Genomic DNA, 13,085 nt, shown 5'->3' on the forward strand with positions numbered 1-13,085 from the left:
GAGGAAAAGGGGTGCAGCATGAAAGTTTCCTTATTCATCACCTGCCTTAGCGACGCGATCTACCCAAGAGTCGGGGAAGCGATGGTGCGCTTGCTGGCGAGGTACGGCGTTAAGTTGGAGTTCCCTAACGTTCAGACTTGTTGCGGACAGCCGGCCTTTAATAGCGGCTATTGGAAAGAAGCCCGTACGACCGCCAAGACGATTATTGAAGCTTTCGAGGATTGCGATTTCGTCATCTCGCCATCGGGTTCGTGTACCGGGATGATCCATCATTATCCGAAGCTGTTCGAGGACGATGCGGTCATGCATGAGAGAGCGCTGCGGCTTCAGAGCAAATCTTACGAGTTTACGCAATTCCTTGTTCAAGTGCTTGGCGTGACGGATGTCGGAGCGACGTTCCCACATAAAGTCACTTATCACCCTTCTTGTCATGGTAGCCGCTTGCTTGGCGTCAAAGATGAGCCGATGGCGCTCATGAGCAACGTGAAAGGGCTAGAGTTCGTTCCGTTGCCGTATGCGGATGATTGCTGTGGGTTCGGCGGAACGTTTGCCGTGAAGATGTCGGATATTTCCGGAGCGATGGTTACGGAGAAAGTCGATCACGTCAAAGAAACCGAAGCCGAAGTGCTTGTCGGGCTGGATATGGCTTGCTTGATGAATATCGGCGGCAATCTGCGCTATCGTAACGAACCCGTCCGAGTGATGCACTTGGCAGAGCTTCTATATGAAGGAGTGAAGCAAGCATGAGCCATGCGCCAGGACATTCCGGCGGAGCGACGGTCAAAGCAAGAGCGGAGCTCGCGCTGAACAACGAGTTTCTTCGCAAAGCCGTCAAGTTTACGACCGAAAGGCTCAAGAACGGCAAGCTGAAAGCGATGGAGGATCACGGTAACTGGGAAGAATGGCGGGAGAGAGGCAGGCAGATTCGTCTTCATACGATCGCCCATCTCGATTACTACCTCAACCAGTTTGTTGATAATGCCCGTGCTAACGGCGTGCATGTTCATTTTGCGGATACCGCTCAAGATGCGGTTACAATTTCGCTTGCCATCGCAGAGAGAAAAAGCGCCAAATCCGTCGTGAAATCGAAATCGATGGTGTCGGAGGAACTTCACCTTAATCAAGCCCTCGAATCTATCGGCGTTGAAGCGATCGAGACAGATTTGGGCGAATATATTATCCAATTGGCGGGAGAAGCGCCATCTCATATTATTATTCCGGCCATTCACAAGAACCGTTATCAAATCGCGGATCTTCTCTCGGAAGATGCGGGAGAAAAGCTCGAAGCCGATACTAAGGTGCTTGCCGGTTACGTTCGCAGAAGGTTGCGGGCGAAATTCCTCGAAGCCGATATCGGCATGACAGGGTGTAACTTCGCGATTGCCGAGACCGGCTCGATGGTCTTGTTCGAGAACGAAGGCAATGCGCGTATGGTGACTACACTCCCGAAAACGCAAATTACGCTAATGGGGATGGAACGGATTATTCCTTCTTGGGCGGATCTCGAAGTGATGGCGACGTTGCTTCCACGTTCCGCGACCGGTCAGAAGTTGACGATGTACATGTCCGGTATTACGGGACCTCGTCGTTCGGAAGACGCGGACGGTCCAGATGAAATGCATATCATTATCGTCGACAACGGACGTTCGTTGCAGCTAGGCGATCCGGAGTTCCAGGAGCTGCTGAATTGCATTCGTTGCGGCGCTTGCTTGAACGCTTGCCCGGTTTATCGCCACATCGGCGGCCATGCTTACGGAGGAACGTATAGCGGACCGATCGGCGCCGTGTTGACGCCTTCCTTGCAGAAAAACATCGCCGAATGGGATGACATCGCCAACGCTTCGAGCTTGTGCGGCGCGTGTTACGAGGCGTGTCCCGTAAAAATACCGCTTCATGAGATGCTCGTTTACTTGCGTCGCCGTAAAGTGGAAGCCGGTCATGGGAACAAAGTCGAAGGTGCCGGCATGATGGGCTTCGGAGCTCTCTTGTCTAAATCCGGTCGCTTCAAGACCGTACTCAAACTCGGTAAACTCGGACAGAAGTTCGTAGCTCGCAACGGAGAGATTCGCTTGAAGGTCGGACCGCTTAAAGGCTGGAACACCTACCGAGTGACGCCAAGCTTGCCTAAGAAATCGTTCCGCGAGCAATGGGGTACGATGGATGCGGAAATTCGCGAAGGGCTTAAGGAAATGGCGCCCGAAATGAAACAACGGATGGAGCAAATCGTCAAAGACAGGACGAAAGGGGGAGGCAACGGACATGGACACAGCTAAATCGCACCAAAATTGGTTGTTGGAGATGGAAGCACAATCCCGCTCCAAGCAAACCAGCTTTATTAACGGCATTTCCGCTAAGCTGAGAAGACCGATGGTTACCGAACCTCCTCGTCATCCTTATCGGGGATCTCCCGATTTCTGGAATGCTTACGAATGGGATGAGCAGGAGAGAATCGATAAATTTACGGAAAACTTTCAAAGCGTGGGCGGTCACGTTGAACGTCTATCGTCGATGGATGAGGTACGGAGTTTTATCGCGGATAAAGCGAAAGAAATGAGCGCCAAATACGTCATCCGGCAAAACCAGCCTGAGCTCGAAGCTCTCCATTTGGAATCGGAGCTACCCGAAGCGAGTATTTCGGTATGGAATACGGATCCCGATCAGCATTGGAAGGCACGTTCGGCTGAAGCGGATATCGGTGTAGTGCTCGTAGACCATGCGGCTGCTTATACAAGCTCGATGGTTGTGTTATCCTCGAAGGATAAGGGGCGCTCCGTGAGTCTGCTTCCTACGGTATTGATTGCGATTATTCCCCTCGACCGATTGAAGACGCGCATGGGCGAAGTAATGGTCCATTTCGACGAAGGCGGACGTGAAAGCTTGCCGGCCGGCATCCATTTTATCTCCGGACCGAGCCGTTCCTCGGATATCGAGAATGATTTGACGATCGGTGTACACGGACCGGGAATCGTGTATGCTATAATCGTCGGTTAATAACGGAGGCTGCTAGCAGATGGAGATGACTCGTCTAACGAAGCGCAATCATTACGAGGAAATTAAAGATCAGCTGCAACGGATGATCGCGGACGGTACGCTGAAGGTTGGCGATAAGCTCCCTTCGACGAAGGAGATGTCCGAGAGCTTCGGTGTCGGAAGATCAACGACTAGAGAAGCTCTTAGCGCTTTGAAAGCGATGGGGCTGATCGAGATCCGTCAAGGCGGAGGCTGTCGGGTCATTCGCAATTCGCCGACGGAAGTCGCGTTACCGGAACTTGATTCCTTGCGAATGAACAGGAATACTTTGTTAGAGTTGCTTGAGGCAAGACAGTCTCTGGAAGTGTCGAACGCGGCGATCGCTGCAACGAAGAGGACGGATAAGGATTTGTCGGAGTTCGAATCATTGATCGAAGCAATGGCCAGATCGGTCGGCGAGGATCTGGAAGGAGAGCGAACGGATCTACTGTTCCATCTTACGTTAGCTAAGGCTACCCATAATACGATCATGGTCCGTTTATTCGAGTCCATTGCCAATCAATTGGAGACGGCGATCCGCGAAATTCGCAGGGTGGAGCTGTATGCCAATCATCAGGTTGCCAAGCAACTATACAAGGAACATTCCGCGATCTTCGAGGCAATCCGCATACAGGATTCGGAGCTTGCGGCGAAGAGAATGAAGCAGCATTTGCAGCACGTGGAGAACATTTTAACGAAATATATATGAAACAAGAGAACGAGTTCGGGTATCTATCCGGGCTCTTTTTTTATGAAAAATAAGGATATAATTACAACTTTTTTGGTAAAGTTTCGTCTATAGCTTTGTTGTATAAAAAGATTATTGGACGGAGTGAGCGGCTTGGAAATCAATAACGGTTGGTCATGGAAGCACGTATTGGCGTTAATAGCAGCAATTCTGGTTGGATTGGGATTTCCATTCTCATCCGCAAAGGGCAGCGACTTGTCGACTCAAGCCAACAGACTCTTCTCGAATGTAAAGCAGGTCGAAGCCGGGCAATTCGGCGGGTTTGCCGTTAAGGAAGACGGGAGCGCTTGGGCTTGGGGAACATACAAAGACGCTAACGTTTATTATGCAACGACATCCGCTTTCTCGCCGATCAAACTATCTATCGATAACGTGAAACAAATTTCGAGAGGCGATCGCTTCTATTTATTGCTGAAAAAGGACGGAACAGTATGGTCTGTCGGCGCGAACGAACACGGGCAGCTCGGAAACGGTACGCAGAACGATACCATCGTTCATGATCCAGTCCAAGTTAAGGGACTATCGGACATCAAAGCCGTATCGGCCGGAAGTTATCATAGCCTGGCAATCGATGGAACAGGGAAAGTGTGGGCTTGGGGCGGCAATGATCAAGGACAGTTAGGCATCGATTCCAGGGAAAATGCAGTCAAGCCGGTGCAGATCGATGGCTTACCTTCCATCTTAGCCATAGAGGCCGGTCAAAAGGGTTCCATTGCGCTCGGCAACGGGGGAGAGATTTGGTCCTGGGGACTTAAGAAAGAGGTCACTAACGGGCCTGACGAGGTTCGTAAACCCGCTCAAATCAAAGGCAATGGCGAATTCGTTGCTATCGCAGATGCCGATGATCGGGGAGTCGCATTGAGTCACGATGGAACAGTATGGACTTGGAACAATTATTCTTTCGATAAATCGGCTGACCTCTTAAATCCAATTCAAGTTACAGGCCTAAAGGACATCATCTCGATATCGGCCTATTCTGCGGTTAAATCGGACGGCACCGTTTGGCAGTGGCAACAAAATGGCAAGGGAAGCTCGTATAAGCAAGTACAAGGCATCGAGAGAGCTATTAAAGTCAGTGATACGTGGCAACATCATTTCGCATTGTTGGAAGACGGGCATGTTTTGTCTTGGGGAGACAATTATTTCGGGAATACCGGTTTAGGGTTGTTGGACCAAAGAATCGATTCTCCGCAAGCAATCAAAAACTCTATTGGCATTTTCGTAGACGGTCAAGCAACGGATATGGTAACCCCACCTCTAATCGTGAATCAAGTCACATATGTTCCTCTAAGGGGTATTTTCGAGAAGTTAGGCGTTACGGTAAAATGGGACGTTCCATCGCGGTCGGTCATCGCGACCAAAGGTGAAACGACAATCGTCTTGAATTCCGTTACTGGCCAAACGACCGTTAATGATAAGGTTATCCCTTCCGAGCAGAAGCCGTTAACCATTAGAGGCAGTACTATGGTACCCTTGCGCTTAATTGGCGAAACGATGGGGGCTACCGTGAAATGGGACCCGGAAGCCTATGCGGTGAATATTACTCAGGTCAAAGATTAAGAGGGGGTTCAGAGGTGTGCCGGATAAGTTGCGTAAATCGTTAATGTTATTAACTATATTATTCATCTTTTCTGGATGTACTTCTGAGAAGAGCGAGAGCAAACAATCAGATGTAGTCACTCCGACGGAAAAGCTTCAAATCGTCAAAGATCCTGAAGGGATAGACGAACGAGCAACAACCGTCAACTACTCGTCGGAGGCGATCAAGACAGCCGCTTCCGCTAAAGATGCCGTTGCTATGTTCGAAGGTTACATCCCACTGCTGATACCGGAACAGTTGGACTCGATGTTGTTGGAGCTGGAGGATTACTATCGCTCCGATCGAGAGAAGGTTTATGAAGCTTTAAGAGAAGCTAATGAAGCAGGAACCTTCGAAAGGTTGGATAACCCCGTTACAAGCGAGGACATCGCGCGATTCCCGGATGATGTTAAACGGATCGTTACGGATGCGATTGCGGGCAAATATAAGTTTGTCGCGGGAGAAGGCGTTATCGATCCGATCTTGGATTACCATGCACTGACGGATTACAAAGCCTATTTAAGTCCGGCGGTTGGAGCTTATTTAGAATTAATGTCAATCGACTCAGATCAGGAAATGTTTGCAGATGGCAGCATCATCATACCTTGGGAACAAATAGGGGAACGCGCATTAAAAGCGGAGGCCTATTTGAACGAGTACCCGGACTCCCCTCGATATGAACGCGTGAAGGTGGTATTGCAGGGATATATTTCGAGCTTCTTCTTAGGAGCTAGCAATAGTACGCCTTTTGAATCGGGAAGGGAACTAGACCCCGAAGTTAGTAAAGCCTTCGATGACCTCGTTTCTTCTGATGGGAATTCTTTTACGGGTCAACTAACGCAAGAGTATAGTGCGCTCGTCGTCCGCCTTGGAGAAGAACTACCAGCCGTCGCAGATGCGAACAACGATCCTTTTTACGAACATCTCATGAAGTTTCTCGACACGCTGGAGGGACGCATTAACGAACAGTTCAAATCCCCTTTTGATTCGAAGCAAGTTCGTTTTGTTTACATGTCTCCGCCGATACCGAAGCAAACGGTGAACACTTTGTATTCGGACCAAAATTCGAAACGTGTATCGCAATTGTTAAGATGGCTGGATCAAGCGGACCCCATAGAAGGAGCCGGGCTCACGGATCCGTTACATGGTCGAAGCATGGCTGTGGAGATCGTCTATGAGAACGGTTCGACGCAAACCATTCGCCCGGCATGGAGATGTAGTAGCACGAAAGACGCACAAGGGAATACGGGCACGGACTGTAAGCCGGTAGAAGATACAGTGTCGATTACGGATTCAAGCGGAGCCCATGAATTTGCGTTGTCGGCAACTTTATTTGAATTCGTGAACAAGTCGTATCGAGAGTGGATGCCTGACTTAAAGCCTTATGAAATCCCCGAGAAAATATCGCTGAATCACGCTTTTCAAGTTATAGGGCATGGATCGTTGATGGAAAAAATGTACGTTAAGCTATCCAAAGATAACAAAGTCGTCTGGCGTAGCGATGAAATTGTCGTCGATCATGGCGAGTACGTTATCGAGGGAACTCTCGATAGGAAGAATGTACTCCCAGGACAATATCAGGTTGATCTTATCGGGGTGCCTTATCCGGGATTCGAAACGGTTACAGGCGGACATGCGGGAATAGGAACGTCGGTCGAAGTTGTGAAATAGGCTTGGTTAGGAGTATCCTATAATGAATAGCTTACGGGAGCTGGTCCAAGTCGTTCGTATGACAAGGACCGGCTCCTTCCCTATACGGAACCCTTCATATTCCGGAGTTTTTCAACATCAATCGCCAATAATCGTGCAACGCTATGAATTTAATCCCGTAATCCCTATAATAGTATCAATATGGATTTTATTAAGAGAGGATTTTTCCGATGAATTTTGCCAGCAAGCTTGTTCAAATGGTCAAAGATCGTTTCGTTCAGCATAATCTCAAATCCTATTCGGACAAGCTGCGGGAGATCAGCGCGCTGAAGCTGGAGTCATGGGATGATGAACGGTTACAATCCGAATCGTTAAAGCTTAAAAATAAAGCGCAAAGCGGAACATCCTTAGACGATATTCTCGTAGAAGCTTTTGCCATTGCCGGGGAAGCGGCGAGCCGCGTACTCGGAATGCGCCCTTTCGATGTGCAATATATGGCAGGCACCGCACTTCATGAAAGAAATATGGTCGAGATGCAGACCGGCGAAGGGAAAACACTTGCCGCAGTCATGCCGGCTTATTTGAATGCTCTTCAAGGAAAAGGCGTTCATATTCTGACTTTTAACGATTATTTGGCCGGAAGGGACGCCGAGTGGATGGGACCCGTCTATCGGTTTCTCGGTTTATCCGTCAGCTACGTCAAGGAAGGGATGTCTATAGAAGAGAGACAGCGGGCGTATGCCGCCGACATTACGTACGTGACGGCCAAAGAAGCCGGATTCGATTATTTGCGCGATACGATCGCCTTGAAGCCGGAAGGCATCGTTCATCGTCCTTTTCACTTTGCGATCGTGGATGAAGCCGACTCGTTGTTGATCGACGAAGCACGGGTGCCGCTTGTTATTGCTGGGGAAATCGCTTCGACTAGCAGCGATGGAAGCCGGATGGCGAATTTGGCGAGGGAGCTTAAGCTGGGAGAAGATTACGACTTCGACGAGAATAAACGAAATGTTTACTTAACGGATACTGGCGCGGAGAAAGCCGAGCAGATATTACGCAGCGGCAATCTGTACGAAACGCATAACAGCCATTTGTTAACGTCATTAAATTGTGCGTTGCATGCGGAGTCGCTCCTCAAGAGAGACGTCGATTACATGATCCGAGACGGCAAGCTGGAATTAATCGACTTGCATACGGGCCGCGTGGCCGAGAATCGGCACTGGCCTGACGGTCTTCAGGCTGCGGTAGAAGCGAAGGAAGGCATGGTGTCGAAATCGTCCGGTAAAATACTAGGAACGATCACGTTACAGCATTTGCTGAGCTTGTATCCCAAGTTTAGCGGGATGACGGCTACCGCCCAAGATTCCGCCGAAGAATTCGATGAAACGTATTCGTTAAACGTCGTCCAAATTCCGCCGAATCGCCCTAAAATCAGAATCGACCATGAAAGCCGGATCTTCACTCATAAAGAGGCGAGATTAAAGGCGCTAGTGAAAGAAATCGCGGAAGTGCACGCGACGAAACGTCCGATTCTGATCGGGACGAGCAGCGTAGAAGAATCGGATCAGCTTTCTGAGCAATTGAACAAAGCGGGCGTTCCTTGCCATGTTCTTAATGCCAAGAACGACGAGAAGGAAGCCGAGATTATCTCGAAAGCCGGGGAGCTAGGTGCGGTAACCGTATCGACCAATATGGCGGGTAGAGGCGTGGATATTCGGTTAGGCGGAGGGGATCCGCAACAAGCGGAACAGGTAGCGGAGCTTGGCGGGTTGTACGTCATCGGCACGCATATGAACGAAAGCGCCCGAATCGATAATCAGTTAAGAGGGCGCGCGGGCCGTCAAGGCGACCCGGGCTCTTCCCGCTTCTATGTCTGTTTGGAAGACGATCTCATCAACCGTTTCGGTATTGAGAAGGCGATTCCGGCCGCTTACCGGACGAAGCAGCAGGACGAGCCTTTGGAAGCTTCCGTGTTTTCTAAAAAAATGGATCATATCCAGCGCGTTGTCATGGGACAAAACTTCGAGATGCGCAAGACGCTTAACAAATACTCCGATATGTTAGAGGAACAGCGTCGAATTCATCAAGAACAGCGCGAAGCGGTATTATATAACGACGATACGATGAGCGATACGGAAAAATACGTGAATCTTTACCACATGGATCGTCTATGGTCCGATCATCTGGCGTATGTGTCGTACATTCGCGAAAGCATTCATCTGGAGAGCTTGGCGAATCGGAACCCCGTCGATGAATTTCATAACCGGATCATTCACGCATTCGAGCAGCTGCCGGATAAACTAGAACAAGAAACGGCTAAGACGCTCCGTAAAATTAAAGCTAACGGGACCGAAGAGCAGATCGATTGGGAGAAAGAAGGACTGAAAGCTCCGTCTAGAACTTGGACTTATTTAATCCAAGACCAGTTCATAGAGAAGAAGGCGAACATTTTCGGTCTGTAGGAAAGAGGTCATCGCATGAACGTACGCAAAATGAGACTATACGACACCGAGAATATTTACTCCGGCGAAGATCGCGACGAATACGAGAAAGATTACGCGAGACTGATTCAGTCGCCTGCGTTCAGAAGGCTTCAAGGCAAATCGCAGGTATTCGGCGCCGGCTCAGGCGATTATTATCGCACCCGCCTTACGCATTCGCTCGAAGTGTCTCAGATCGCCAGAGAAGTGGCGCGGCGCTTGGGCAAACAATACGAGTTCTTGTCGAGGAAAGAGCACCCGGGACTAATGATCGATCCCGAGGTGGTCGAATGCGCTTCGCTTGCCCACGACTTGGGCCATCCGCCGTTCGGGCATAAAGGAGAAGAGGTGCTCAACCGGCTTCTTCTGGAAGAGCATGGCTTGAAATACGAAGGCAATGCGCAAAACTTCCGTATCCTCATGTTTCTGGAGAAACGCGCGGGAAGCGGAAGCGGTCTGGATTTGACGGCATCGGTGCTTCTAGCGATCAATAAATACCCTTATTGCATCGACGAGCCTGGCAGACAGAAGGGCGTATACCGCAAGGAGTGGGAAGGAATCGATTTCTTGCGCCAAACGTGGGGAATGCCTGGAAATTGCGCGACGCTTGAAGCGCAGTTGATGGATTTATGCGACGATATCGCCTATTCGACTCACGATTTGGAAGATGGAATCCGCGCTGGCAAAATCCAGATGGATCGCGGATTTTTCGAAGATGACCGAGTTGTTGCGCATGTCGTACAGGAAATTACGGATGACCCGAGCTATTCGGAAGCCAATTGGGAGAACATCGACCAAGCTGCTATGGTTAAGCAAGTGCTTCTGAATTATTTCGAGCAATGGGAAACGATCTATGCGGAATGCGATCGGGAACCGTCGCGTACGAGACGGGAGATGAAAGCGCGTTGGGTGCGCAAGTTCGCTAACGAGGTCGGCATTATCGATGACCCCGAGACGGGCTGGAAAAAAATCACTCTCGTTCGTGACGGCCAGCAGAACGTTGAACTGATGAGGACGATCGAAATACTGAAGAAGCTGGCGTGGGTAACGTTAATTAAGGACTTCCGGGTTCAACGTCTGCATAAGCGAAGCGAAGTTATGATCGAACGGCTATGGGGAAGCTTCAAAAATTATGAAACAGGCCGTTTAATCATTCCTCCGGATTGGCTGGAGAGTTACGAATCGCAGAAAGATAAGTGGACGTGGGAGAGACTTGCCGCCGATTATATCTCGGGTATGACCGATGCATACGCCGAGAAAGTGTACGCCGAGTTTTTCGCCAGCCGCTCGGGTTCGATCTACGAGAGAGATTAAATTTCCTGCTTGACCCTGACATTAATGTCAGGGTTTATACTTGGTTTGTATCGATCGACAAGGGGGAAGTTAGATGAGAATCGGAGAGCTATCCGCTCGTACCGGAGTGAGTATTCGTTCGCTTCGGTACTATGAGGAACAGAAACTATTGACCTCCGTTCGTCAGCCGAATGGCTATCGGGAATTTTCCCCTTTGGCGGAAGAGCAGGTTAGGACGATCCAGTTTTATTTGGCGCTCGGAATTTCCACGGAGCAGATCGCCAGCTTCCTCACTTGCGTCTTGATGAATAAGGAAGCTTTCTGCGAGGAAGTGCTGCCGATCTTCGAGAGTAAGCTCAAGGAAATCGATGATCAGATCCATCTGTTAAGCCAGATCAAAACGAACCTGGAGGACCGCATCCGATCGATACAGGAAAGTGACTAAACCTAGTATTGGAGGAATGGAAATGAATCTGCTTATGGTTAACGATTCGACTTTTCAAGGGAGTATTAGGCAGCAGGGTGTCACGATGGTTGACTTCGGAGCGCCATGGTGCCCGCCGTGCAAGGTGCTGAAACCGCTCCTAGATGAGCTTGGTAGCGAATATGGCGAGAAGATAGCGTTACTCGAAGTGAATTGCGACGAATCGCCCGCTACCGCATCCGATTACGGAATTATGTCGATGCCGACGGTGCTCGTTTTCAATAACGGGGAGCCTGTCGAGAAACTGATTGGGCTTCGCCCGAAGGCGGTTTACGAGAACTTGATCGCAAAATACATTTGATCAGAATTAGCCGCGATCATGCGGCTTTTTATTGTTTTAAAGGGAAAAGTTGCCTATCATAGAGAGAGAAGATTGAAAGGGGATACTCATTATGCATATCGATTTATCCAATAGAACAGCTCTTATTACCGGAGCTACCGGGCAGTTAGGTCGAGTGATGGCAAGAACGCTTGCGAAGTGCGGAGCCAATATTGCGATTCACTACCGCAGTAACGAGGCCCAAGCGTTAGAACTTCGGGACGAGATTCATTCTTACGGAGTCCGCGCTGCAATCGTTCAGGCTGATATCACGAATTATGAATCGATACAGGCAATGAAAGCTGTGATCGAAGAGCAACTGGGTTCGGTTGATATCGTAGTGGCCAACGCGGTCGTGCAATACCAATGGACGAGTATTCTCGAACAGGCTCCGGATGACTATGAGAGCCAGTTCGATTCTTGCGTGATGCAAAGCGTCTATTTGGCTAAGGCGTTCGCGCCTGACATGATTAAGCAGAAATGGGGCAGGTTTGTCGGCATCAACACCGAATGCGTCATGCAGAACTTCCCTACGCAATCCGCTTATGTTGCAGGCAAACGAGGAATGGACGGAGTATATCGCGTATTAGCGAAGGAAATCGGCGAGCATCAGATTACGGTCAACCAAGTGGCGCCGGGATGGACGATCAGCGAACGCGATCGCTTGAACAAGACGGAACATAGCGAATCGTATGAGCAAACCGTTCCATTAAAACGTAGAGGCACCGATCAAGAAGTTGCAAACGCGGTCGCTTTTCTTGCATCCGATCTAGCTAGCTTCATCACGGGTGCTTATCTACCGGTCAGCGGCGGTAATGTCATGCCTTCCATCTAATCTTTTTGTAACTTTTTGAGATGATTCCCGTAGTATAGGGAGTCGTCTTTTTTTTGACAGAGTTGCTTTGATGGGAGTATGCTGCTATGTTTCAGGACATCATCGATTATTTGCTTGATTTCGGCGTATGGGGTTTGTTTATTCATTCGTTCGCCGACGCCGTGTTTTTCCCGATTCCAGCGTTCTTCCTGCAAGTGCCTTTAAGCTTGTTGCATCCTTCCAATGCTTTATGGCTGGCGACAGTCGGCTATATCGCTTGTCTACTTGGGACACCGTTCGGTTATTTGATCGGTAAAGTGCTTGGACATTCCGTCTTATATAAGCTGCTCAAAAAATCATGGGTAGACTCCGCTACGAAGATGTTTCAGAAGAACGGCGAAACCGCTATTCTGATCGGTTCTTTTACGCCGATTCCGTTCAAAGTGTTCACGATATTGTCAGGTTGCATGAAATTCCCGTTATGGCGCTTATTAGCCTATGCAGCGGTCGGACGAGCAGTTAAATTTTACGCGGTCGGCCTGTTGTTCTACTTCTATGGGAAAGCGGCGGAGAATATGGTGGGTGACGTTTCGCTGTACATATTCGTCATCGCAATCCCGATCCTAGTTGTGTTCTTGTTAGTGAGAAAGAAATTGAGAAAAAACAAAAGCGAGCGTACGCCCGCAAATGAAGAACAATAAACATTATT

Annotated in this window: 12 protein-coding genes; all 12 read left to right on the plus strand. The window is 49.4% G+C overall.

The window, feature by feature from the left end; translation table 11 throughout:
• Window positions 1–18 precede the first annotated feature (18 nt).
• Complete coding sequence (locus tag L3D05_RS03230; RefSeq protein ID WP_239614511.1) at window positions 19–747, plus strand: (Fe-S)-binding protein; 729 nt, start codon at window positions 19–21, stop codon at window positions 745–747.
• Window positions 744–2,273 (plus strand): LutB/LldF family L-lactate oxidation iron-sulfur protein, encoded by a 1,530-nt coding sequence (locus tag L3D05_RS03235; protein WP_239614513.1) that lies wholly within the window; start codon window positions 744–746, stop codon window positions 2,271–2,273. Before L3D05_RS03230 ends, L3D05_RS03235 begins: the two co-directional genes overlap by 4 nt.
• Window positions 2,260–2,991, plus strand: a complete 732-nt coding sequence (locus L3D05_RS03240) for a LutC/YkgG family protein (RefSeq protein ID WP_239614515.1) — start codon at window positions 2,260–2,262, stop codon at window positions 2,989–2,991. The genes L3D05_RS03235 and L3D05_RS03240 overlap by 14 nt, the downstream gene beginning before the upstream one ends.
• 19 nt (window positions 2,992–3,010) lie before the next feature.
• Entirely contained in the window at window positions 3,011–3,718 is a 708-nt protein-coding gene (locus L3D05_RS03245; protein WP_239614516.1) for a FadR/GntR family transcriptional regulator, read from the plus strand.
• 132 nt (window positions 3,719–3,850) lie between these two features.
• Window positions 3,851–5,317, plus strand: a complete 1,467-nt coding sequence (locus L3D05_RS03250) for an RCC1 domain-containing protein (RefSeq protein WP_239614518.1) — start codon at window positions 3,851–3,853, stop codon at window positions 5,315–5,317.
• A gap of 16 nt (window positions 5,318–5,333) precedes the next feature.
• Complete coding sequence (locus L3D05_RS03255) at window positions 5,334–7,007, plus strand: hypothetical protein (protein WP_239614520.1); 1,674 nt, start codon at window positions 5,334–5,336, stop codon at window positions 7,005–7,007.
• Window positions 7,008–7,216: 209 nt separating this feature from the next.
• Window positions 7,217–9,448 carry an accessory Sec system translocase SecA2 gene (secA2, locus tag L3D05_RS03260; RefSeq protein WP_239614521.1) on the plus strand — a complete coding sequence of 744 codons (2,232 nt, stop codon included), beginning with the start codon at window positions 7,217–7,219 and terminating at the stop codon, window positions 9,446–9,448.
• 15 nt (window positions 9,449–9,463) lie between these two features.
• Complete coding sequence (locus L3D05_RS03265) at window positions 9,464–10,780, plus strand: deoxyguanosinetriphosphate triphosphohydrolase family protein (RefSeq protein WP_239614523.1); 1,317 nt, start codon at window positions 9,464–9,466, stop codon at window positions 10,778–10,780.
• Between the two features lie 73 nt (window positions 10,781–10,853).
• On the plus strand, window positions 10,854–11,204 hold the full coding sequence (locus L3D05_RS03270; RefSeq protein ID WP_239614525.1) for a MerR family transcriptional regulator: 351 nt from the start codon (window positions 10,854–10,856) through the stop codon (window positions 11,202–11,204).
• Between the two features lie 22 nt (window positions 11,205–11,226).
• Window positions 11,227–11,544 carry a thioredoxin family protein gene (locus L3D05_RS03275; RefSeq protein WP_239614527.1) on the plus strand — a complete coding sequence of 106 codons (318 nt, stop codon included), beginning with the start codon at window positions 11,227–11,229 and terminating at the stop codon, window positions 11,542–11,544.
• Window positions 11,545–11,635: 91 nt separating this feature from the next.
• A complete protein-coding gene (locus tag L3D05_RS03280; RefSeq protein ID WP_239614528.1) occupies window positions 11,636–12,397 on the plus strand; it encodes an SDR family NAD(P)-dependent oxidoreductase in 762 nt (253 codons plus the stop codon).
• A gap of 86 nt (window positions 12,398–12,483) precedes the next feature.
• On the plus strand, window positions 12,484–13,077 hold the full coding sequence (locus L3D05_RS03285) for a YqaA family protein (protein ID WP_239614530.1): 594 nt from the start codon (window positions 12,484–12,486) through the stop codon (window positions 13,075–13,077).
• Window positions 13,078–13,085 lie beyond the last annotated feature (8 nt).

It is taken from the genome of Cohnella mopanensis, assembly GCF_022352055.1.
GTDB classification, from domain to species: domain Bacteria; phylum Bacillota; class Bacilli; order Paenibacillales; family Paenibacillaceae; genus Cohnella; species Cohnella mopanensis.

Bases quoted from the DNA above. Each gene is read 5' to 3' on its own strand.
- L3D05_RS03230 (WP_239614511.1), top strand. From the start codon at position 19: ATGAAAGTTTCCTTATTCATCACCTGCCTTAGCGACGCGATCTACCCA.
- L3D05_RS03235 (WP_239614513.1), top strand. From the start codon at position 744: ATGAGCCATGCGCCAGGACATTCCGGCGGAGCGACGGTCAAAGCAAGA.
- L3D05_RS03240 (WP_239614515.1), top strand. From the start codon at position 2,260: ATGGACACAGCTAAATCGCACCAAAATTGGTTGTTGGAGATGGAAGCA.
- L3D05_RS03245 (WP_239614516.1), top strand. From the start codon at position 3,011: ATGGAGATGACTCGTCTAACGAAGCGCAATCATTACGAGGAAATTAAA.
- secA2 (WP_239614521.1), top strand. From the start codon at position 7,217: ATGAATTTTGCCAGCAAGCTTGTTCAAATGGTCAAAGATCGTTTCGTT.
- L3D05_RS03265 (WP_239614523.1), top strand. From the start codon at position 9,464: ATGAACGTACGCAAAATGAGACTATACGACACCGAGAATATTTACTCC.
- L3D05_RS03270 (WP_239614525.1), top strand. From the start codon at position 10,854: ATGAGAATCGGAGAGCTATCCGCTCGTACCGGAGTGAGTATTCGTTCG.
- L3D05_RS03275 (WP_239614527.1), top strand. From the start codon at position 11,227: ATGAATCTGCTTATGGTTAACGATTCGACTTTTCAAGGGAGTATTAGG.
- L3D05_RS03280 (WP_239614528.1), top strand. From the start codon at position 11,636: ATGCATATCGATTTATCCAATAGAACAGCTCTTATTACCGGAGCTACC.
- L3D05_RS03285 (WP_239614530.1), top strand. From the start codon at position 12,484: ATGTTTCAGGACATCATCGATTATTTGCTTGATTTCGGCGTATGGGGT.